We start from the raw sequence: 20,684 nt of genomic DNA on the forward strand, positions 1-20,684 counted from the left end.
GGACGCCCATGTCGCGCCGCAATCCCAAAGTTGGTTTCGTCAGCCTCGGCTGTCCGAAAGCGCTCGTCGATTCCGAGCGCATCCTCACCCAGTTGCGCGTGGAGGGCTACGAGATCATTCCCGGACATGACCGCGCCGATGTGGTGGTGGTCAATACCTGCGGCTTCATCGATGCCGCGGTTGCCGAATCGCTCGATGCGATCGGCGAGGCACTGGAGGAAAATGGCAAGGTCATCGTCACCGGCTGTCTGGGCAAGCGTGCCTCGCTGATCCGCGAGGCGCACCCGGCGGTGCTGTCGGTGTCGGGGCCGCAGGACTACGCCAGCGTGATGAATGCGGTGCATGGCGTGCTGCCGCCCAAGCACGACCCATTTCTCGATCTGGTGCCGCCACAGGGCATCAAGCTCACGCCCAAACACTACGCCTATCTCAAGATTTCCGAGGGCTGCAACCACCGCTGCACCTTCTGCATCATTCCCTCCATGCGTGGTGATCTGGTGTCACGCCCGATCGGGGAGGTGCTCGACGAGGCCGAGAAGTTGGTCAAGGGCGGCGTGCGTGAACTACTGGTGGTGTCGCAGGACACCAGCGCCTATGGCGTCGATCTGAAATATGCCGCCGGCAGTTGGCGTGGCAGCAATTACTCGACGCGCATGACCGATCTTTGCAAGGGCTTGTCCGAGCTCGGTGCGTGGACGCGCCTGCACTATGTCTATCCCTATCCACACGTTGACGATGTCATTCCGCTGATGTGCGAGGGCAAGGTACTGCCGTATCTGGACATCCCGTTCCAGCACGCGAGCCGGCGCATCCTCAAGCTGATGAAGCGTCCGGGCGATGTCGACAAGGTGCTGACTCGCGTGCAGGGCTGGCGCGTGGCTTGTCCGGAGCTGACCTTGCGCAGCACGTTCATCGTTGGTTTTCCGGGCGAAACCGATGCGGAATTCGAGGAGTTGCTCGATTTTCTGCGTGCGGCGCAGCTCGACCGGGTCGGTGCATTCGCCTATTCGCCGGTCGCGGGCGCGCGCGCCAATGACTTGCCCGATCCGGTGCCCGAGGAGCTCAAGGAAGAACGCCTCGAGCGCTTCATGGAAGTGCAGGCGGAGATCTCGGCGGCGCGGCTGGCGCGCAAGCTCGGCAGCGTGCAGAGCGTGCTGGTCGACGAAGTCGACGAATACGGTGCGATCGCCCGTTCGATGGGGGATGCCCCCGAGATCGATGGCATCGTGCGCATTGACGATGGCCACAAGCTCAAGCCCGGCCAGTTCGCGCAGGTGGAGATTGTCCATGCCGACCAGCACGACCTCATTGGGCGGCTCGCACGCCTCGACTGAGAGCCAGGCGCGCGTGCGTGATCCGCATCCGGCGCTCTCCGGGTGGTTTCAGCCGGGCGAGCACCTGCCGGACCTCGAACTGCTGGAACAACAGCGGCTCGCGGCGCAATGCGCGGATGGCATTGCGCGACCCCGCATCAGCGCGCAGGATCCGGCGCTGCTCGCCGATGGCTTTCACTACGAGGCGCGCATTGCCGCCACCGGCCAGCTGGCCACGCGCCGCGACAATGCCCATGATGCATTCAATGCCCGCGCGTGGGCGCGTCATCCGCGGCTCAAATGGGCGATCAACGCGCGTCAAATCGCCGATATCGCCAAGGTCGGTTCGCGCCAGCGAACGCGCGGCCAGTGTGCGCTGACGCACTTCGACGAAGCCGGTGCGATTGTCTGGCTTGCCGATCCGGCCCTGCTGCCTGCCTGGGACGGGCACGACTGGCCCGTGCTGTTTCGTGCAAATGCCGCGGCGTGGGGTCGTGAGCTGGGCATCACGGTGTTCGGTCATGCCGTGCTCGAGCATCTCTGGAGCGGCTTTGCGCTGCCGGTGACCAAGTGCGTGGTGGTGGCGGTCGACGCCGGTTTGCTTGCGGCCCATTCGGACAGACATGCCAACGTGCTTTGGCCCGTGGCCGAAGCTGCTGTTGCAGCCGAAATCGTTGCCGGCCGTTTGCTGGCCGATCCGCAGGAATTGCGGCCCTTGCCGCTCGCGGGCATTCCCGGTTGGCATGCGCGCGGCGCTCAACAGGATTTCTTCGCGTGCACGCCGTGCTTTCAGCCGGTGCGCGCGGGACGCGGCTATCCCGCGCCGTGGTCATTGCAGCTTGCGGAAAGCTGACAAGCGGCGAATGTGAACTTCGACGGCGGAACTTTTTGCATGGCTTGCGGTATCTTTTCGCGTCCCGCGCGGCAGCTTGCGTCTGCCTCGAAGCGTCGCCGGCGACATCCCGATGGTTCGAGGCCTGCGCATGGCGATCCGCGCGGACCTGTTTTTTTTTCCTGACAAGGGTTTGACTGGACGACGATGATAGAAACCCGCGAACTCAGCAAACGCTACGGCAGTTTCACGGCTGTCAATGCCATCAGTTTCAAGGTCGAGCCCGGACAGGTGCTCGGTTTCCTCGGCCCCAACGGCGCCGGCAAATCGACGACGATGAAGATGATCGCCGGCTTCCTTGCGCCGACCTCGGGGCGTGCCAGCGTGGCCGGTTTCGATGTGGAAACGCAGGCGCTGGCGGCACGTCGCGTGCTCGGCTATCTGCCGGAAGGCGCGCCCAGTTACGGCGAGATGACGGTGCGCGAGTTTATGGATTTCATGGCAGCGATGCGCGGCCTCGCCGGTGACGCCGCCGAGCGCCGCATCGACGATTCCGTCGGCCGGCTGCATCTGGAGGCCGTGCTCGAACAGCCGATCGATACCCTGTCGAAAGGTTTCAAGCGGCGTGTCGGTCTCGCAGGCGCGATCCTGCACGATCCGCAGGTGCTGATTCTCGACGAACCGACCGACGGCCTGGATCCGAACCAGAAGCAGGAGGTCCGCAGCCTGATCAACTCGATGGCGCGCGACAAGACCATCGTGATCTCGACCCATCTGCTCGAAGAGGTCCATGCGGTGTGCACGCGCGCGATCATCATCGCCGGTGGCCGCCTGCTTGCCGACGCCACGCCGGCCGAACTCGAGGCGCGCTCGCGTTACCATCAGGCGGTGTCACTGAGTGCCGCCGACGTGGAGCAGGCGAAGGCGGCGCTGGCGCGCGTCGCCGATGTCGCCGCGATCGAAGTCGATCCGCAGGACCAGCGCATCACTGCTTTTCCGAAGCCTGGAAGGCAGATCTTCGTGGCGGTCAGCGATGCACTCAAGGCGCAAAATGTCGCGGTGCGCGAGCTCGCGCTCGAAGCCGGACGTCTCGACGAGGTCTTTCGCAGCATCACCCAGGGCGCGGGTGGCAAGGGAGTGCGCACATGAGCTTGACGCTGACGATTTTCAAGCGCGAACTGCGCAGCTACTTTGCCACGCCGGTGGCCTACGTCTTCATCGTGATCTTCCTGCTGCTTGCAGGTGCCTTCGCGTTCTATCTTGGCGGCTTCTACGAACGTGGCCAGGCCGACCTGCAGCCGTTTTTCACCTTCCATCCCTGGTTGTACCTGTTTCTGGTGCCGGCTGTGTCGATGCGCCTGTGGGCCGAAGAACGCAAGAGCGGCACGATCGAATTGCTGCTGACCTTGCCGGTGACGTTGTGGCAGGCGGTGCTTGGCAAGTTCTTCGCCGCCTGGGCCTTCATCGCCATTGCCCTGGCGCTGACTTTTCCGATCTGGCTGACGGTCAATTACCTGGGCAGGCCCGACAACGGCGTGATTTTCGCCAGCTATCTGGGTTCGCTGCTGATGGCCGGGGCTTTTCTCGCGATCGGCTCCTGCCTGTCGGCAGCCACCCGCAATCAGGTGGTCGCCTTCATCCTCACCGTCGCGATCTGCTTCGTGTTGCTGCTCGCCGGCTACCCGCTGGTGCTCGGTGCGATTGGTTCGATCGCGCCGCAAGGCGTGGTCGATGCAGTTGCAGGTTTGAGTTTCCTCACTCATTTCGAGGCGATCGGCAAGGGTGTGATCGATTTGCGTGACCTCGTATATTTCGTGCTCACGATCGCGGTCTGGCTGTATGCCAGCACGCTCGTGATCGACATGAAGAAAGCGGCCTGAGGAGGAACCGACGATGGCATTCAATCGCAAGGCGATTTCCGGTTCCGCACTGGTCGTGCTCGGCGTGTTGTTCGTGGCGGTGCTGCTGGTTGTCAATGTGGCGCTGCGTGGCGCGCGCGTCGATCTCACCCAAGGCCGCCTGTACACGCTGTCCGAAGGCACGCGCAACATTCTCAAGTCGATCGACGAACCAATCAGCCTGTATTTCTTCTACTCCGACAAGGGCAGCCAGGAAATTCCGCAGGTGCGCGCCTATGCCACGCGTGTGCGCGAGATGCTGCAGGAAATGGCATCTCACTCGGGTGGCAAACTGCACCTGCAGTTCATCGATCCCTTGCCGTTTTCCGAGGACGAGGACCGCGCATCGAGCATGGGTTTGCAAGCGATTCCGGTGTCGGCCGCAGGCGACAAGATTTTCCTCGGCATCGCCGGCACCAATTCGACCAATGGACAGGCGGCGATTCCTTTCCTGCAGCCGGACAAGGAAGCCTTCCTCGAATACGACATCGCCAAACTGATTCACGAGCTTGAAGTGCCGAAGAAGCCGGTCGTGGGTCTGCTGTCGGGCCTGCCGATGGAGGCGGAATTCGACCAGGCCACGCGCCAGATGCGCCCGGCGTGGGCGATCGACCAGCAGTGGCGGCAACTGTTCGACGTGCGCAAGCTCGATGCGGGCACGCTCAAGAGCATCGATGCGGACGTGTCGGTACTGATCCTGGTGCAACCCAAAAACCTGTCGGATGACGCGCAGTATGCGATCGATCAGTTCGTGCTGCGTGGTGGTCATCTGCTCGCCTTCGTCGACCCCGATGCGCAGATGGACCAGACCGGCGCCGATCCGAACAATCCGATGGCGGCGATGATGGCTGACAAATCGTCAGACCTGCCAAAACTGTTCAAGGCCTGGCACGTCGACTACGACCCGCACAAGGTGGTGCTCGATCGCTCGCGCGCACTGGCGATCAGCATGGGTGAAGCGCAGGCGCCGGTTCGGCATCCGGCGATTCTTGGTTTGGGCGATACCGATTTCAATCACGACGACGTGGTCACGGCGAGCCTGTCCACGATCAATGTCAGCAGCGCGGGCTTCATCGAGCTGGCGAAGGACGCCAAGGACGAGAAACTCGAACCGCTGGTGCAGACCTCGTCGGACGCGAGCAGCGTGGCCAGCGATCGCTTGCGCATGCTCAGCGATCCTTCGAGTATGCTGGCCAACTACACGGCAAGCGGTACGCCGTTCGTGATTGCCGGTCGTCTCACCGGCACGCTTGCCACGGCTTTCCCCGAGCGCAAGGGGGACGGCCATCTGGCGCAATCGAAAGAGCCGGCGCAAGTGGTGCTGGTCGCCGACACCGACATTCTGTCCGATCGCATGTGGGTGCAGGTGCGTTCCTTCCTCGGCCAGTCGCTGATGAACGCCTTCGCCAACAATGGCGATTTCGCGGTCAATCTGGTTGACAACCTTGCCGGCTCTGGCGACTTGATCCGCATCCGTGGTCGCGCCACCTCGCAGCGGCCATTCACCACCGTGGAGGCGATCAAGCGCAGCGCCGACGAGCGTTTCCGCGCCAAGGAGCAGGACCTGCAGCGGGAGTTGTCGGAAACCGAACGCAAGCTCACCGAGCTGCAATCGGCCAAGGCCCAGGATCAGGCGATGATCCTTTCGCCCGAACAGAAGGGCGAGCTCGACAAATTCCTCAAGCGCAAGGTGGAAATCCGCAAGGAGCTGCGCGGGGTGCGGCGTCAGCTCGATGCGCAGATTGAATCCCTGGGCGCGCGCCTGAAGATCATCAACATCCTGTTGATGCCGCTGCTGGTCACCCTGGCGGCATTGGCCTTTGCCTGGTGGCGTGCGCAACGTCGGCGCGCTGCGCGGGGAGCCCGCGCATGAACCGGAACACTTTCATCGGCCTGTTGATCGCGGCGCTGCTGGCCTTGCTCGCTGCCGTGGTGATTCATTACGGCAACCAGCCCGAACGCGAGGCAGCGCAACGCGATGCCTTGCTGGCGCCGGGCCTGGGCGAACACCTCAACGACGTCGGCAGTGTGGTGATCAAGGGGGCCGGCAACAAGACCTTGGCGACCTTGGTGCGCGGTGACAAGGACTGGACGCTGGCCGAGAAGGGTGGTTATCCCGTCGATGGCGGCAAGCTGCGCGAGCTGCTGCTCAAGCTCGCCGATGCGAGACTGGTCGAGCCCAAGACCGCGAACAAGGACAAGTACGCGGTGCTGGGCGTGCAGGACATTGGCGCCAGCGATGCCAAGGGCGTCGAGCTTGACCTGAAGGGGTTGGCGCAACCGCTGCAGCTCATCATCGGCGATGCCAATCCGCATGGCGGCACGTACGTGCGGCGCGTGGGTGATGCGCAGAGCTGGTTGACGCTGGCCGCGCTCGGTGTCGACAAGAATCCCGTGAATTGGTTGCACAAGGACCTGTTGTCGATTCCGGCCTCGCGCATCGCCAGTGTCAGCTTGGGGCGGACCGATGGTGCGGGTGTACGGCTTGCGAAAAAGGCTCAAGGCGATGCCGATTTCAGCCTGCTCGATGTTCCTGCGGGGCGCGAGGCGGGCGATGCCTACACGATCAACGGCATTGCCGGCACGCTTGACGGTCTGCGTTTGGACGATGTGCTTGCGAGCAGCGGCGTGAAGGTGCCCGCCGATGCGCGCAATGCGCAATTCGAAACCAGCGATGGCCTGGTGTTCGTGCTCACGAACTGGAGCAGTGACGGCAAGCACTACGCGCAGATCGGGGTCCGGCTCGATGCGGCCAAGGCCAACGCAGGTATCGACGCCGCGCAGGGCAAGGTCAAGGCGGAATACGCCAAGGCGCTCGCCGATGCTGAAAAAGGCGGGAGCAAGGAGGGCAAGGACATGCCGATCAAGCCGCTTGCCGAGACCGATGCGGGCAAGGATCGCGTCAATCGCCTGGCCGCGCTCAATGAGGAGGTTGCGAGGTTGGAAGCGCGCCTGCATGGCTGGACCTTCGTGCTGCCGGCCTACAAGGCCGCCAATCTCGACAAGTCGATCTCCGAGCTTCTCAAGCCGGCCGAAGCCAAGCCAACGAAGGCAAAAGCAAGGGGCAAATGAAGATCGCGCGGCGCCTTGCGCGCCGCGTGAGTCAAGTCAACGAGCAAGGGCACGGGTCGATACCCGTGCCGCAATGCGGTTCAGCCCAATTCGATGCAGTCGAAGCGCACATCGGGATCCACCTCGACGTCGTAGTCGACATCCGCGCGCTCGAAGCCGAACAGCTTGAGGAACTCGCGCTTGTAATTGGCGTAGTCGGTCAGCTGGAAGAGGTTGTCAGTGGTGACCTGGGGCCACAACGCCTTGCAGGCATCCTGCACGTCGCTGCGCAGTTCCCAGTCGTCGAGGCGGAAGCGCTGCTCCTCGTCGAGCGCCGGCGCCTGGTGATCGCTGCGGTACATGTTTTCGCGCAGGAGACGATCGAGTTGGTCCAGGGTGCCTTCGTGCAGCCCCTTTTCCTTCATGATCTTGAACACCAGCGCGATGTACAGCGGCATCATCGGGATCGCCGCGCTCGCCTGCGTCACTACCGACTTGAGCACGGCGACATTGGCGCTGCCGCCACGCGCGGACAGGCGCGCATCGAGCCTGCGCGCGGTCGCGTCGAGATCGACCTTGGCGCGGCCGAGCGCGCCATGCCAGTAGATCGGCCAGGTGATTTCAGTGCCGATGTAGCTGAAGGCGACGCTGCGCGCATTGGCTGCAAGCACGCCCGCGCGCTCGAGCGCGTCGATCCACAGTTCCCAGTCCTGGCCACCCATCACCGCAACCGTGTCTTCGACCTCCTGTGCGGTGGCCGGCTCGATGGTTGCTTCAACGATCAGGTCACGATTGGTGTCGATCGCGGTCGACGTGTAGGGCGCGCCAATGGGCTTGAGCGAGGAGCGCTTGACCTCGCCGCTGCCCGGCAGCTTGCGTGCCGGCGCCGCCAGCGAATAGACGACCAGATCGACCTGTCCGCCCATCTCGGTCTTGATGAGTTCGATCACCTTGGCGCGTGCTTCGTCGGAAAACGCATCACCGTTGATGGATCGGCTGTACAGGCCCTCTTGCTTGGCCAGACGGTCGAACTCGGCACTGTTGTACCAGCCGGCGCTGCCCGGCTTGCTGACACTGCCCGGGCGTTCGAAGAAGACGCCGAGCGTGTTGGCACCGAAGCCGAACGCACAACTGATGCGCGCAGCGAGGCCGTAGCCGGTCGAGGCGCCGATCACCAGCACGTTCTTCGGCCCATCGGTGCGCACGCCGCGCGCGCGGGTGGCAGCGATCTGGTCGCGCACGTTGAGCGCGCAGCCGGTCGGATGCGTGGTGATGCAAATGAAGCCGCGGACCTTGGGATGGATGATCAAGCTCGTTCACCGGATCGTTGTCGGGCCGAGGATTTTAGGGCAACGCCGGTCGAGTCGCACAATCGTCGCGCCGGCGACTCCGCGCGGGCCAGTGTGTGCTGCCGCCGAAATGCTGGCCCACCCCGCGCGGATGCTGTCGGCTCAGGGCACGAAACTGAGGAACATCCAGGCAGCGAAAACCACCAGGTGGACGATGCCGGGCAGGGTAGTGGTGCGACCGGTGCGCAGCGAGATCGAAACCACGAACAACGACAACAGGAGCATCACCGTGGCCTTGGCATCGATGCCCAGCGCGAGTGGCCAGCCCATGATCACGGCGAGCAGGGCCACGGCCGGCACGGTGAGGCCGATGCTGGCAATCGCCGAACCGACCGCGAGGTTGAGGCTCTTCTGCAACTGATTGGCATGTGCCGCGCGGATCGCGGCAACGCTTTCCGGCAGCAGCACGATGGTCGCGATCAAGATGCCGACCGTGGCTGCTGGTGCGTTCAGCGCAGCGACCAGGCGTTCGATCTCGGGCGAGATGCCCTTGGCACTGAGTACCACCGCGAGCAGGGCAATCAGCAGCAGCACAAGACTGATGACCGCTTCGCGGTTGGCGGGCGCGGCGTGGCTGTCGTCGTCCTCCGATTCGTCTTCGGCGGGCAGGAAATAGTCGCGATTGCGCACCGTCTGGAACAGCGTGAATGCGACGAACAGTAGCAAGGTGACGATCGCAACGAAGATCAGCTGGCCGTTCGTGTAGACCGGCCCCGGCGCACTCGAAGAGTAATTGGGCAGGATCAGGGTGAAGGTCACGATCACGGTGAGCGTGCCCAGCGCGGCGTTGATGCCTTCCAGTTTGAAGCCCTGTTCGTGGTGCTTGCGGCCGCCGACCAGCAGGCTGGCTCCGATCAGGCCGTTGAGGATGATCATCACCGCTGCAAACACGGTGTCGCGGGCAAGCCCCGCTGCCGCTTCGCCGCCGCTGAGCATCATCGAGACGATCAGCGCGACTTCGATCACGGTGACCGCTAGCGCGAGCACCAGGGTGCCAAAGGGTTCACCAAGGCGATGCGCGATCACCTCTGCATGATGGACTGCGGAAATGATGCTGCCGACCAAGCCGAGCACCAGCACCACCATGATGCCGGGAATGCCTGGCGCTGCCCAGGACAGCACGAGCGCGGCGATTCCCGCGAGGGGGAGGGCATAGGTCCACGGCGGATTGTGGTTGACGGCTGCGTTCATGCGGGATCGGGATGGCGGTCGGTGGCGACGGGCAAAAAAGAGACTTCCCGTTCCGGCGGCTTCGAAGCTCATCACGGCATTGCCGCGCAGCCGTCAGCAGAAGAGGAAGTCTTGATCGACACTATAGCCACTGGCATGGATTTGGCGAAGCGCGCATCCCTGCTTGCCTGATGACCGGCGCAGCCGTGGTCGTGTGTCCGACTCGGCCGTGGCGCGATGGTCAAGGGCTCGCAATGCCTGCCGCGGAACCGTTGCGTGCGACCGTGCCGATGCGGAACTCACGAGGCGTCGCGATGACGGTCCTGCCAACTTGAAAGCCGCTGACGATAGTCGGCCAGCTCCTCGGCATAGACATCCTGGACGCAGCGATCGCAGCCACTGTCGCAGCAATCGCCGGGCAGCGGTGGCTCGGGTGGCAGCGGACGTGGGTCTGTCTCGAGCGGGTTCATGCAGGCAGGTTCAAGTGGCACACGGATGCAGATGGAGATTGTCGCCGCCGGTTCCAATGTTGTCACCCGTGCCAAACACAGCGTTGGCTGAATCAAACGCGCGCCCGCTTCGCCCGGCGCGGTCCATGCGCGCACAATGGCGGGATCAAGGGCGTCGGCGCCCTGATCGGAGTCGATACGCAAGCAGTCATGGATGTGAAGGTCGGCAGTTTTCCGCAGGTCGAACGGGAATCGTTCGACAGCCTGCTCGCGGCAATCCACGCCTGCACGGTGTGCGCGGCGCATCTGCCGCTCGGGCCGCGGCCCGTGGTGCAACTGGATCCACGCGCGCGGCTGTTGATCGTTGGGCAGGCCCCGGGCCTCAAGGTGCACCAAACCGGGATACCGTGGAACGACGCGAGCGGCCGCATGTTGCGCCAATGGCTGGGCATTGACGAGAGCGTGTTCCATGACGCCAGCCGCGTCGCGATCATGCCGATGGGTTTTTGTTATCCGGGACGCGGCAAGGGCGGTGATCTTCCACCGCGCAGGGAATGCGCGCCGCTGTGGTTTCATCGCGTGCATGCGCATCTCACCCGGATCGAACTGATCCTGCTGATCGGCCGCTACGCGCAGGCCTGGTATCTGGGCAAGGACCAGAAGGCGAACCTGACCCGCACGGTTGCCGCATTCGCTGATTACGCGCCGCGCTACATCCCGCTGGTGCATCCCTCACCGCGCAACACCGCGTGGATGCAGCGCAACCGATGGTTCGAACATGACGTGCTGCCGGAATTGCGTTCACGCGTGGCGACGGTCCTTGATCTTCCACAAGGAGCAAGCCCATGAACAAGCACAGGAACGCCCATCGCGACATTAGCCTGCAGCGTGCCTATGAGGATCCGGGCGCGCATGACGGTTACCGCGTGCTGGTTGATCATTTCTGGCCGCGTGGCCGCAGCAAGGACGCGCTCAAGCTCGATGCATGGGCGCGCGAGCTCGGCGCCAGTGCCGAGCTCATCCACTGGTACGGCCATGTGCATGAACGCTGGCCCGAGTTTCAAGAGCGCTATCGCAGGGAACTGGCGCAGCCGGCGCAACAGGAGCGCATGCAGGCCTTGCTCGAGGCCGCGGGCAAGCGACGCATCACGTTGGTGTTCGGCGCACGCAGCGAAACCGAGAATCAGGCGGTGGTGCTGCGCGAGGTCTTGCTGGAACTGTGAGTGCGCAAGCCCGTGGCGCAGGGTGGCGAGGCACGTGGGCGCCGTTGCTGTCTTGCGCGATGTTCGCGCCGATGATGCATTGTTCGCCACGACATCGCGCTGGCTGGCTGCTAGAGTGCGCAGCCTTCACTCGAACTGGAATCCGCAATGACGCATGCCTTCCCGATCGGTACCCCCGGCCAGCCTTGGGGAGAAGCGGAGACGGCACGCTGGCGCGCTGGTTTGCAGGTGCGGCGCAGTCATGCCGAGGATGTGCTGGCACGAATCGACGCCCTGCGCGAGCGTTGCGAGGTGATCGAATACGGCCATCTCGACTATCCGCCGCAGCGTTTCCCGCTGTTGGCGCTGCGCAGTCGGCAATGGCACGAGGAGTTGCCGTTGGCTCTGGTCACTGGCGGCGTGCATGGCTACGAGACCAGCGGCGTGCATGGCGCCTTGCAGTTCGCCGAACGGCATCTCGAGGAGTACGCGGGCCGGCTCAACGTGCTGGTGGTGCCTTGCGTGAGTCCGTGGGGCTACGAGCGCATCCAGCGCTGGAACCCGCAGGCGCTCGATCCCAATCGCGCGTTCCATGAGCACAGTCCCGCGCCCGAGTCGGCGGCACTGATGGCGTTCGTGGAGGCGTGGCGCGGGCGCTTCATCGTGCACATCGACCTGCATGAAACCACGGACAGCGACGAGTCGGAGTTCCGGCCTGCACTCGCGGCGCGCGACGGCAAACCATTCGAGCCGGGCACGATTCCCGATGGCTTCTATCTGGTCGACGATGTCGCGCAGCCGCAACCGGCGTTTCAGAGCGCGATCATCGCGGCGGTCGAGAGGATCACCCACATCGCTGCCGCCGATGTCCGCGGCGAGATCATCGGCTCGCAGATGGTTGCGCCCGGCGTGATCCGCTACGCACTGCGCAAGCTCGGCCTGTGCAGTGGCATCACCAGCGCGCCGTACAGGACCACCACCGAGGTCTATCCCGACAGTCCACGCGCAAATCCGGCGCAATGCAACGACGCGCAGGTTGCCGCGGTGCGTGCCGCGCTCGATTTCGCGCTCGCCCACCCACCTCACTGAAGCGCCAGGCGGCATTCACGCCGACCGCACCCAGGACCCACTTTCCGGAATCCGATCAAGACGATGCTCAGTCCCCGACTTCAAACCTTCATGGCCCTGCACCGGGCCGGGAAATTCGCTGAAGCCGAGGCCGGCTACCGGGACTGCAGGCGCGCCGGCATCGATGTCGTCATTCCCCTCTCGGCATTGTTGTTGCAGCAAGGCCGCAACGCCGAGGCGATCGTTGAACTCGAGCCCGTGGTGGCGGCACAGCCCGAGAATTTCGCGGCTGTGGTGAACCTTTCGATTGCCCTGCGCCAACAAGGTGAGGCGGAGCGTGCGCTCGAATACGCGCGTCGTGCCTGTGAGCTCAGGCCCGGAGAGGCCAGCGCCTGCAATGCGCGTGGACTGGCCGCGCTGGCGCTGGATGAAAACGAAGAAGCGCTTGCGGCCCTGGACGCGGGACTCAAGTCGGCGCCGGGGAACGTGCCATTGGAGCTGCACCGGGCCAAGGCGCTGCGCAATCTCGGGCGTTTGCGCGATGCCTTGGCGGCTTTCGAGCGCATCGTGAAGGTGGATCCCGGCATGCTCGAGGCCTGGCGCGATCTCGGCGTGGTGCAGGCCCGCTTGGGAATGGTCGGGCCGGCACTGGCGAGTGCGACCCAGGCGCGCAACCTCGCGCCGGCCGACAGCGAGGTCCTGCTCGAATATGCCGTCGCCTTGTTGCGCGCGGGCCGGACCGCCGAGGCGGAACAGTTCCTCGAGCGCGGCGGCGGCAATGGCGGAGCCTGGTTGATGTTCGGTCAGGCGCTGCTGCGTGAAGGCAATGTGCAGGGCGCACGCAAGGCACTCGAACGGGCACATGCATTGGAACCGGACAGTCCGTACGTGCGGCACTTCCGCGCCGCGCTTTCGGGCGAGTTGCCCGAGGGTATCGAAAGCGACTACATCCGCGGCCTGTTCGATGATTTTGCCGATCGCTTCGAATCGACCCTGGTGAACAACCTCGGCTACGGTGTGCCCAAGCGCCTGCCGAGGTTCCTCGCCGAGCAGGGCGTGGAGACATTCACCGATATTCTCGACCTTGGCTGCGGGACCGGTTTGATGGGCGCGGAGCTGGCGGGCGCCGGCCGCCGGATCGATGGTGTGGATCTGTCCGGGCGCATGCTGGCCGTTGCCCGTGAAAAGGACGTCTACCGGGAACTGCACGAGGGCGAGGTGCTGGCTTTCCTGCAGACAGCGCCGCAGCAATGGGATCTGATCGTGGCTGCCGATGTGTTCATCTACATCCGCGCGCTCGAGCCGATCTTTGCCGCGGCATGGCAACGCCTGCGGCCAGGCGGTCATTTCGTGTTCTCGATCGAGCGCAGCGAGGGAGCGGAAACGCAATTGATCGCCGAGACCGGCCGCTATCGACACCACGTGCAGGCATTGCGCGCGGCGCTGGAGCAGGCCGGCTTCACCGGGATATGCCTGGAGGACCTCGTGATCCGCAAGGAATCGGGTCATCCGGTTGCCGGCAGCCTGCTGCTAGCCCAGCGTCCGCTCAAGCAAGCCTGATCGCCTGCACGCCATCGAGCGCACGATGCGCAGCGAATCCCGCCTTTGCGAGTCGACGCATCACTTCCGCGGGCAGATCTCGGCCGCGCGAGTTGCGGTTGGGCGCGCCGGTGTAGTGGAACAGCGCTCCCCGCGGTCGCAGCACGCGCGCGAGTTCATCGTAGAAGCGCTGCGCGTAGAGCTCACCGGCGATGCCGAAGCGCGGCGGATCGTGCAGGACCGCATCGAAACCCGCGGCGGGCAGTGTGGCGACCGCCTCGCCGACATCGCCATGACGCAATTCGAGCACGCGCGCGGTGACTGGATCGTGCGGGTCCGGCGACCACGGATTGAGACCGCGCAACCACAGCACGTCGGCATTCTTTTCGAAGGACAGCACGTGGCTTGCTCCGGCCTCGACGCAGGCGCGGGCGAAATAGCCGAGGCCGCCACAGGTATCGAGAATGCGCTTGCCGCGCGGTTCGATCAGCGCGACCTTGCGCTGCGCGTCGTCCCATGGCGAGCACTGCGCGCTCGGCAACATCTTGATGCCGTCGATCTCAAAGGTCGGCGCACCCCAAGTCGTGGGCACAAGCTTGATGAGTGATTCGGAAAAACGTCGCACGGGCGCAAACGCTCCGCCGTCCCAGTAGTGGATCGTGCGCGGCTTGAGTTCGGCGGGCCATGGGAATTCGGCCTTGCGCCAACGCCAGCACTCACGCAACACCTCGACAGTTTCTTCGCTGCGGCCCAGATCGAACGAGCCCTGCCAGTGCGACAGCCCGGCATCGCGCGCCGCACGCATTGCGGTGAGCATTTCCTGCGTCAGCAACGGCCCGCGTGATGGCGGGAAAACCGTGGTCATCACCGCGCCTTGAGGATGGCGGCGAGACGGTCGGGCGTGCCTGGAATGCGCAGCAGATGCGGCTGACGGATGCCGTCGTGGTAGTCGATGGTGACACTGCGGAAGGCATCGCCGCGACGAACCATGAGGCGTATCGGCGTTCGATCTCGCTGCGCCGCGCTCACTGCGCGCTGCAGGCGCTGCGCACTCCAGGCGGCATCGTTGATCGCGATGATCTGCATGTCACGGGCGAGACCGGCGCGCCAGGCCGGGCTGTCCCACAGCACCTGATCGAGACGGCCGTCGGCCTGGGCGACGCGCAGGCCGAGCGAATAGCTGAAATCGTGCATCTGGTGTGCGCTCTCGGCATCACTGACCGCGGCGTTGGGCGTGCTGGTGTATTCGAGCTTCCAGCCGGCGCGGGCGAGCGCGCTGCCGAAGTAACCGGCATGGGCATCGAGACGGCTGCGCAGGAACTGCTGCCAATCCTCGCCGGGCTCAAGGCGCGCGAGCGCGGCGACGATGTCGGCTTCGGCATAGGTGGATACCGGCTGCAGGCCGCCGGGACTGGCGAAGAATGCGCGGGCGAAATCATCGAGCGAGCGGCGGTTGCGCGAGAGCTCGCGCAGGCGCGCATCGACGTCGAGCCAGAGCAGGCTGCCCTCGTCGTAGAAGTCGTAGGCGCGCTGCCAGTTCTCCCAGGCCTGCGGCGCGTCATTGAACTCGATGATGCCTTCGTTGCCGGTGTCCTGCAGGTTGCGCCAAACGCGCCCGGCGCGGTGTTCGGCAGCGGCGGCGACCATCGCCAGCACGGCGAGCGTCTGCTCGCGCGTGCGCAGGCCCGAACGTGCCGACAGCACCCAGGCCCAGTATTGGGTCTGACCCTCGTAGAGCCAGAGCAGGTCATTGCGCATCGGCGTGTTGTAGTCACGGGTTGCGCTTGGCTGCGGGCGCCGGAACTTGCCGTTCCAGGCATGCACGTATTCATGGGCGAGCAGGTCGTTGTCGACGAACGGCGATTCGCCGAGCAGATAGCCCGCGGCCTGGCCGTTCTCGCTCGATTGCTGGTGTTCCAGGCCGATGCCCGAAAACTGCGACGACACGGCCAACAGAAAGTCGTAGTGGTCGTAGGGCCGCGCGCCGAATACGTGATCGGCCTGAGCGACCAGCGCCTTGTGCGCGGCAAGGACTTCGGGCTTGGCTTCGAGCAATTCGGGCGCATCGGCGATTGCGTTGAGGCGCACCGGGGCCTTGGCGTTGGCGTCGAGCGCGAAGCTGCGCAGGTACTGTCCGGTGTAGAGCGGTGCATCGACGAGCGTTTCCAGTGTGGTCACGTCGAAACGCAGTTCATCGCCCTCGCGTTGCGCCCCTTCGAGCGCGCTGGCGTATGACCAGCCGGCCGGCAGGCGCACAGCCGGTCTGATTGCGATCTCGCGCGCCGCGCGACCTTGCGGATACATCAATACGCGGTGCCATTGCAGCGACAGCATCTGCGGCGTGGTGGCGATGCGGCCCTGATTGGATGCGGTCGGCGAGAAATACTGGAACTCGAGGTCAAGGGTGCTGGCACCTTCGGGTACCTCGACGTGGAAGGCGTACATGTTGACCGCGTCGCGTCGCCACGGCAGGCGGTGGTCGCCGGCGCGCAAGGTGAGCCCGGCGATCTGGTTGATCGGCCCGGTCGGTGCGTGATTGCCTGGAATCCATTGTGGATAGAGCAGGGTGAGCGGGCCGGCCTTGACCGGAATGCGTTCGTGCACGCGCTGGATGTTGCGATCGATGTCGCTGACATCGACGCGCAGGTCGATCGTGTTTGACGGCGCGGCAAGGACCCGCAACGGCGCCGTGATTGCCAACACAAGCACGGGCAGGAGTACCCACCGGCGGCGCCCAATCCAAGCAAGCATGCGTGCATTCCCGAGTGACTTCGGTCGCATGATAGCGGTCGCCCGTGCGCGCCGGGCCGGCACGCAGATCGTGCGGGGGCGGACAAACAAAAGCCGGCGCGTGGCCGGCTTGTGCTGTGCATGAGTGGTCGGGGTGACAGGATTCGAACTTGCGACTTCTACCTCCCGAAGGTAGCGCTCTACCAGGCTGAGCTACACCCCGATCCGGGCCCGCCGTGGCGGGGCGCGCATTCTATCGGGGAGCATGCGGGCCTTGCAACCGCGCGCATCTGCTACGCTTTGCGGCCCGTTTTTCCGCCCTGCGCGCGCGTTCGCGCCGGCCGACTCGCAAGGACACCCATGGCTCTCACCCAAGCCCGCACCATGCCCGGCGTGCTCGAATTGCTTCCGCTCGACCAGGTGGCGTTCCAGTCGATGCTCGATGCGATCCGGCGCAACTTCGAGCGCTACGGGTTTCTGCCGATCGAGACGCCGGTGATGGAGTTTTCCAGCATCCTCTTGACCAAGCAGGGCGGTGAAACCGAGAGGCAAGTCTATTTCGTGCAATCGACCGGCAATCTGCAGGCGGCGCAAGCGGGCGATTTGCCGGAGCTGGCGCTGCGTTTCGATCTCACCGTGCCGCTCGCGCGCTATGTCGCCGAGCACGAGCACGATCTGGTGTTTCCATTCCGGCGCTACCAGATGCAGCGCGTCTACCGCGGTGAACGCGCCCAGCGTGGGCGCTTCCGCGAGTTCTACCAATGCGACATCGACGTGATCGGCAAGGATCAGCTATCGGTGCGCCACGACGCCGAATTGCCCGCGGTCATCCACGCGGTGTTCCGTGATCTGGACATCGGCCCATTCACCATCCACATCAACAACCGCAAGCTCATGCGCGGCTTCCTCGAAGGGCTCGGACTCACCGACGCCGGGGCGCAAGCTGCGGTGCTGCGCGAGGTCGACAAACTCGACAAGCGCGGCGTGGATGCGGTGCGGGAGACACTGGCTGGTGCGGAATTCGGCCTCGCCGCGGACGCCATCGCGCGCCTGCTCGACTTCGTCGCCTTCCGCTCGGATTCGCTGGCCGCCGCACTGGCCAAGCTCGATGCGCTGGGCGCCGGCAGCACGGCGCTGGAGGAGGGCCGCGCCGAACTGCGCGAAGTGCTGACGATGGTCAAGGCCTTCGGCGTGCCCGAATCTCATTTCGCGCTCAATCTCTCGATTGCGCGCGGCCTCGACTACTACACCGGCACCGTCTACGAGACCACGCTCAACGAACACCCGCAGATCGGCTCGATCTGTTCCGGTGGGCGCTACGAGAACCTCGCCAGCCACTACACCAAGTCCAGGCTCCCGGGCGTGGGCATTTCGATCGGCGCGACACGGCTCTACTGGCAGTTGCGCGAGGCCGGCATCCTCAAGGGCGGCAGCAGCACGGTGCAGGCGCTGGTCGCGCAGATGGACGAGGCCGAGCTGCCGCGCACCCTCGCGCTGGCCAGCGAGTTGCGTGCGGCCGGCATCAACACCGAGGTCGTGGTCGAGCCGGGCAAGCTCGCGCGCCAGTTCAAATACGCCGACCGTGCCGGCATCCGCTTCGTGCTCGTGCTCGGCTCCGACGAGATCGCCAAGGGAACGGTCACGGTCAAGGACCTGCGCAAGCAGGATCAATTCGAGGTCGCACGCAGCGAACTTGCGCAGACGCTGCGGGTCGAGCTCGCCCAGTCGGCGGCGACGCCGCGCGCCTGAAACCCCGGTATTTTCCGCTCATTGCATGCAAGGCAGGGTGTCACGATGCACGCCAAGGTGATTCGACTCGACGGCCACAGTCTGAGCCGCGCCCAACTGGTCGAAATCGCCAGCGGCGCCGCGCAGGTCGAACTCGACCCGGATCAGCTCGACCGGGTGCAGCGCGCTGCCGATTTTCTCAGCGAAAAGGTTCGTTGCGGCGAACCGATCTATGGCGTGACCACGGGTTTCGGCAGCAATGCCGACAAGCTGCTCGGCTCGCATCGACTGCGTGACGAACTGCCCGGCCGCAAGGCACAGGCGCATTCGCAAACCCTGCTCGAGGAATTGCAGCACAACCTCATCATCACCCATGCGGTGTGCGTGGGTGAGCCATTCGAGCCGCGCGTGGTACGCGCGATGCTTGCGATTCGCATCAATACCTTGATGCATGGTCACTCGGGCATCCGCGTGTCGACCCTGCAGTCGCTCACCGACCTGCTCAATCGCGGCGTCGTGCCGGTGGTGCCGAAGAAGGGCTCGGTCGGTGCAAGCGGGGATCTAGCGCCGCTCTCGCATCTGGCGCTCGTGCTGCTCGGCGGCGGTGAGGCCTTCTTCCAGGGCCAACGCATGCCGGGTGCGCAGGCGCTCGAGCTGGCCGGTCTCGAGCCGGTGAAGCTCTCGTTCAAGGAAGGCCTTGCGCTCAACAACGGCACCGCGCAGATGTTGGCGACTGCGGTGCTCGCGCTCGATCGCCTCGGCACATTGCTCGACAGCGCCGACCTTGCCGCGGCGATGACGCTCGACGCCTTTGCCGGACGCAGTGGTGCCTTGCGCGAAGAGGTGCACGCCTTGCGCCCGCATCCCGGCCAGGTCGAGACTGCGCGGCACGTGCGCGAATTGCTCGCCGGCTCGACCTTGGTTGATATTGCCTATCACCTGGTGCCGCGTTTTCGCGGCTGGTCGGCGCAGGCCTGGGAGGATGCGCAGGACCAGGCGCTGGGTTTCGACATCAGTTGGGACTGGGTGCCGCCGTCGCAGCGTCACGGGCGCGAGGCGTTCTATTCGCGCTTCCTGCCGTTCAAGGGCGGCAAGAAGCACCAGCCGCAGGACGCCTATTGCCTGCGCTGCATGCCGCAGGTGCATGGCGCGGTGCGCGATGCCTGGGCACAGGCGTGTCGGGTCATCGACATCGAGCTCAATGCAGTGACCGACAATCCGCTGATCTTCCCCGTTGCGCAGAGCGCACAGGTGATCGAGGAGCAGGTGATCTCGGCCGGGCATTTCCACGGCATGCCGCTGGCTTTGGCGATGAGTTACGTCAAGGCCGCGATTCCGGTGCTGGCTTCGATTTCCGAGCGGCGTCTGAACAAGCTGGTCGATCCGGCGACCAACGACGGCCTGCCCGCGTTCCTGATCGGCAACGAGGATGCGACCGACTCGGGTTTCATGATCGTGCAATACACCGCCGCGGCGCTGGTCAATGATCTGGCCACGCGCGCGCATCCGGCCAGCGTCTACTCGGTGCCGACCAGTGCCAATGCCGAAGATCATGTTTCGATGGGCGCCAACGAGGCGCGGCATGTGCTGGAGATGACCGAGGATCTCGCCCACGTCATCGCGCTCGAGCTGTACACCGCTGCGCAGGCGCTCGACTACCGCCAGGACATGCTCAACGCCGCGCGACGGCTTGCCTGCAAGGGCGACTGGCAGGCGCTGGCCGGCAAGATCAGCAATGCCCCCGAAAGCGGCAGCCCGCAGCGTGCGCAATTCGAGAGCGAAGTGCGGCAACTGGCGCAGTCGCTGGCGCAGGCGGCGGATTTCCATGCCGGCGCGGCGGTGCGCGCGGTACATGGGCAGATCCGCGAGCAGGTGCAGTTCATGGCCCGTGACCGTGCGATGGACGGCGACGTCAAGACGATGTGCGACTGGGTCTTGGCACGACTGGCTGGTGCCTGAAGGTCCGCCGGTGGATCCGGTCTCAGTCGAGGTGTTCGTCGAGCAGGCGCTCGATTTCGCGCTCGATCGCGCCCTTCATCGCGCTCATCAGGAAGCCGAGTTCGGCACGCACGTGCAAGGTCGTGGTGGTGATCGAGATGGCGCCGCGCACGCCGCTGCGCTCGAAATGCAGTTCGTGGCCTTCCCAGGCGTAATCGACGCCGTATTCCTTGCCCAGGGATTTGGCCACGCGGGTCACTGCGGTCTTGGTCGATTTGAGGGTGCCGCCATGCGTGCGCTTGATGTCGATGACTGCCATGTGCGCCTCGCGCCGTGAATCAGGCGCGCATCATGCCCGAGCGGTCGGAATCGGTACAAGCCGGGCGCCCGGCCGGGTACCGGCCCTATGCTAGAGTG

19 protein-coding genes and 1 tRNA gene are annotated in these 20,684 nt (G+C 64.8%); 13 read left to right on the top strand and 7 right to left on the bottom strand.

The window, feature by feature from the left end:
- The first annotated feature begins 8 nt into the window (after positions 1–8).
- The 6 genes from rimO (at position 9) to KF759_RS01995 (ending at position 7,115) form a co-directional block, all read left to right on the top strand.
- Positions 9–1,334: a 30S ribosomal protein S12 methylthiotransferase RimO gene (gene rimO, locus KF759_RS01970; protein WP_291222702.1), complete on the top strand. Its 1,326-nt coding sequence runs from the start codon at positions 9–11 to the stop codon at positions 1,332–1,334.
- Entirely contained in the window at positions 1,288–2,166 is an 879-nt protein-coding gene (locus tag KF759_RS01975) for a DUF3025 domain-containing protein (protein ID WP_291222704.1), read from the top strand. Before rimO ends, KF759_RS01975 begins: the two co-directional genes overlap by 47 nt.
- Positions 2,167–2,352: 186 nt before the next feature.
- The gene (locus KF759_RS01980; RefSeq protein WP_291222705.1) at positions 2,353–3,294 is read left to right on the top strand and encodes an ABC transporter ATP-binding protein; all 942 of its coding nucleotides are present in this window, start codon (positions 2,353–2,355) and stop codon (positions 3,292–3,294) included.
- Complete coding sequence (locus tag KF759_RS01985) at positions 3,291–4,025, top strand: ABC transporter permease subunit (RefSeq protein ID WP_291222707.1); 735 nt, start codon at positions 3,291–3,293, stop codon at positions 4,023–4,025. The genes KF759_RS01980 and KF759_RS01985 overlap by 4 nt, the downstream gene beginning before the upstream one ends.
- A gap of 13 nt (positions 4,026–4,038) precedes the next feature.
- Positions 4,039–5,916: a Gldg family protein gene (locus KF759_RS01990; RefSeq protein ID WP_291222709.1), complete on the top strand. Its 1,878-nt coding sequence runs from the start codon at positions 4,039–4,041 to the stop codon at positions 5,914–5,916.
- Entirely contained in the window at positions 5,913–7,115 is a 1,203-nt protein-coding gene (locus KF759_RS01995; RefSeq protein WP_291222711.1) for a DUF4340 domain-containing protein, read from the top strand. The genes KF759_RS01990 and KF759_RS01995 overlap by 4 nt, the downstream gene beginning before the upstream one ends.
- Before the next feature lie 80 nt (positions 7,116–7,195).
- Here the strand turns inward: KF759_RS01995 and fabV are convergent, their stop codons facing one another.
- Both fabV and KF759_RS02005 read right to left on the bottom strand, forming a co-directional pair.
- A complete protein-coding gene (gene fabV, locus KF759_RS02000) occupies positions 7,196–8,404 on the bottom strand; it encodes an enoyl-ACP reductase FabV (RefSeq protein WP_291222712.1) in 1,209 nt (402 codons plus the stop codon).
- A gap of 141 nt (positions 8,405–8,545) precedes the next feature.
- On the bottom strand, positions 8,546–9,634 hold the full coding sequence (locus KF759_RS02005; protein ID WP_291222714.1) for an ionic transporter y4hA: 1,089 nt from the start codon (positions 9,632–9,634) through the stop codon (positions 8,546–8,548).
- 21 nt (positions 9,635–9,655) lie between these two features.
- On the opposite strand from KF759_RS02005, the gene KF759_RS02010 reads away from it, so the two are divergent.
- Entirely contained in the window at positions 9,656–9,805 is a 150-nt protein-coding gene (locus KF759_RS02010) for a hypothetical protein (protein ID WP_291222716.1), read from the top strand.
- A 107-nt stretch (positions 9,806–9,912) separates the two neighbouring features.
- On the opposite strand, the gene KF759_RS02015 is transcribed toward KF759_RS02010, so the two are convergent.
- Positions 9,913–10,083 carry an oxidoreductase-like domain-containing protein gene (locus KF759_RS02015; protein WP_291222810.1) on the bottom strand — a complete coding sequence of 57 codons (171 nt, stop codon included), beginning with the start codon at positions 10,081–10,083 and terminating at the stop codon, positions 9,913–9,915.
- A gap of 189 nt (positions 10,084–10,272) precedes the next feature.
- Between KF759_RS02015 and KF759_RS02020 the strand changes: the two genes are divergently transcribed.
- The 4 genes from KF759_RS02020 to KF759_RS02035 all read left to right on the top strand — a co-directional run bounded on the left by KF759_RS02020 (position 10,273) and on the right by KF759_RS02035 (position 13,892).
- Positions 10,273–10,911, top strand: a complete 639-nt coding sequence (locus tag KF759_RS02020; RefSeq protein WP_291222717.1) for a uracil-DNA glycosylase family protein — start codon at positions 10,273–10,275, stop codon at positions 10,909–10,911.
- On the top strand, positions 10,908–11,285 hold the full coding sequence (locus tag KF759_RS02025; protein ID WP_291222719.1) for a DUF488 family protein: 378 nt from the start codon (positions 10,908–10,910) through the stop codon (positions 11,283–11,285). The genes KF759_RS02020 and KF759_RS02025 overlap by 4 nt, the downstream gene beginning before the upstream one ends.
- Positions 11,286–11,432: 147 nt before the next feature.
- The gene (locus tag KF759_RS02030) at positions 11,433–12,353 is read left to right on the top strand and encodes a M14 family metallocarboxypeptidase (RefSeq protein WP_291222721.1); all 921 of its coding nucleotides are present in this window, start codon (positions 11,433–11,435) and stop codon (positions 12,351–12,353) included.
- Between the two features lie 90 nt (positions 12,354–12,443).
- Positions 12,444–13,892, top strand: a complete 1,449-nt coding sequence (locus tag KF759_RS02035) for a tetratricopeptide repeat protein (RefSeq protein ID WP_291222723.1) — start codon at positions 12,444–12,446, stop codon at positions 13,890–13,892.
- Here KF759_RS02035 and KF759_RS02040 read toward each other — a convergent pair.
- The 3 genes from KF759_RS02040 to KF759_RS02050 all read right to left on the bottom strand — a co-directional run bounded on the left by KF759_RS02040 (position 13,879) and on the right by KF759_RS02050 (position 16,824).
- Positions 13,879–14,736: an SAM-dependent methyltransferase gene (locus KF759_RS02040; RefSeq protein WP_291222725.1), complete on the bottom strand. Its 858-nt coding sequence runs from the start codon at positions 14,734–14,736 to the stop codon at positions 13,879–13,881. The two genes, KF759_RS02035 and KF759_RS02040, sit on opposite strands and share 14 nt — an antisense overlap.
- Positions 14,736–16,622, bottom strand: a complete 1,887-nt coding sequence (locus tag KF759_RS02045) for a peptidase M61 (protein WP_291222727.1) — start codon at positions 16,620–16,622, stop codon at positions 14,736–14,738. Before KF759_RS02045 ends, KF759_RS02040 begins: the two co-directional genes overlap by 1 nt.
- 125 nt (positions 16,623–16,747) lie before the next feature.
- A tRNA-Pro gene (locus tag KF759_RS02050) sits at positions 16,748–16,824 on the bottom strand.
- Between the two features lie 137 nt (positions 16,825–16,961).
- On the opposite strand from KF759_RS02050, the gene hisS reads away from it, so the two are divergent.
- Positions 16,962–18,350: a histidine--tRNA ligase gene (gene hisS / locus KF759_RS02055; RefSeq protein WP_291222729.1), complete on the top strand. Its 1,389-nt coding sequence runs from the start codon at positions 16,962–16,964 to the stop codon at positions 18,348–18,350.
- A 45-nt stretch (positions 18,351–18,395) separates the two neighbouring features.
- On the top strand, positions 18,396–20,288 hold the full coding sequence (locus KF759_RS02060) for an aromatic amino acid ammonia-lyase (RefSeq protein WP_291222731.1): 1,893 nt from the start codon (positions 18,396–18,398) through the stop codon (positions 20,286–20,288).
- 22 nt (positions 20,289–20,310) lie between these two features.
- On the opposite strand, the gene KF759_RS02065 is transcribed toward KF759_RS02060, so the two are convergent.
- On the bottom strand, positions 20,311–20,586 hold the full coding sequence (locus KF759_RS02065; protein ID WP_291222733.1) for a polyhydroxyalkanoic acid system family protein: 276 nt from the start codon (positions 20,584–20,586) through the stop codon (positions 20,311–20,313).
- Between the last annotated feature and the right edge of the window lie 98 nt (positions 20,587–20,684).

This window comes from Dokdonella sp., assembly GCF_019634815.1.
In the GTDB taxonomy this organism is placed as follows: Bacteria; Pseudomonadota; Gammaproteobacteria; order Xanthomonadales; family Rhodanobacteraceae; genus Dokdonella_A.

Excerpts from the sequence above, each read along its gene's own strand:
- KF759_RS02005 (WP_291222714.1), bottom strand. The coding sequence starts at position 9,634 with ATGAACGCAGCCGTCAACCACAATCCGCCGTGGACCTATGCCCTCCCC.
- KF759_RS01975 (WP_291222704.1), top strand. The coding sequence starts at position 1,288 with ATGCCGACCAGCACGACCTCATTGGGCGGCTCGCACGCCTCGACTGAG.
- hisS (WP_291222729.1), top strand. The coding sequence starts at position 16,962 with ATGGCTCTCACCCAAGCCCGCACCATGCCCGGCGTGCTCGAATTGCTT.
- KF759_RS01990 (WP_291222709.1), top strand. The coding sequence starts at position 4,039 with ATGGCATTCAATCGCAAGGCGATTTCCGGTTCCGCACTGGTCGTGCTC.
- KF759_RS01985 (WP_291222707.1), top strand. The coding sequence starts at position 3,291 with ATGAGCTTGACGCTGACGATTTTCAAGCGCGAACTGCGCAGCTACTTT.
- KF759_RS02045 (WP_291222727.1), bottom strand. The coding sequence starts at position 16,622 with ATGCTTGCTTGGATTGGGCGCCGCCGGTGGGTACTCCTGCCCGTGCTT.
- KF759_RS01980 (WP_291222705.1), top strand. The coding sequence starts at position 2,353 with ATGATAGAAACCCGCGAACTCAGCAAACGCTACGGCAGTTTCACGGCT.
- rimO (WP_291222702.1), top strand. The coding sequence starts at position 9 with ATGTCGCGCCGCAATCCCAAAGTTGGTTTCGTCAGCCTCGGCTGTCCG.
- KF759_RS02020 (WP_291222717.1), top strand. The coding sequence starts at position 10,273 with ATGGATGTGAAGGTCGGCAGTTTTCCGCAGGTCGAACGGGAATCGTTC.
- KF759_RS02030 (WP_291222721.1), top strand. The coding sequence starts at position 11,433 with ATGACGCATGCCTTCCCGATCGGTACCCCCGGCCAGCCTTGGGGAGAA.
- KF759_RS02040 (WP_291222725.1), bottom strand. The coding sequence starts at position 14,736 with ATGACCACGGTTTTCCCGCCATCACGCGGGCCGTTGCTGACGCAGGAA.
- KF759_RS02065 (WP_291222733.1), bottom strand. The coding sequence starts at position 20,586 with ATGGCAGTCATCGACATCAAGCGCACGCATGGCGGCACCCTCAAATCG.
- KF759_RS01995 (WP_291222711.1), top strand. The coding sequence starts at position 5,913 with ATGAACCGGAACACTTTCATCGGCCTGTTGATCGCGGCGCTGCTGGCC.
- KF759_RS02015 (WP_291222810.1), bottom strand. The coding sequence starts at position 10,083 with ATGAACCCGCTCGAGACAGACCCACGTCCGCTGCCACCCGAGCCACCG.
- KF759_RS02060 (WP_291222731.1), top strand. The coding sequence starts at position 18,396 with ATGCACGCCAAGGTGATTCGACTCGACGGCCACAGTCTGAGCCGCGCC.
- KF759_RS02025 (WP_291222719.1), top strand. The coding sequence starts at position 10,908 with ATGAACAAGCACAGGAACGCCCATCGCGACATTAGCCTGCAGCGTGCC.
- KF759_RS02035 (WP_291222723.1), top strand. The coding sequence starts at position 12,444 with ATGGCCCTGCACCGGGCCGGGAAATTCGCTGAAGCCGAGGCCGGCTAC.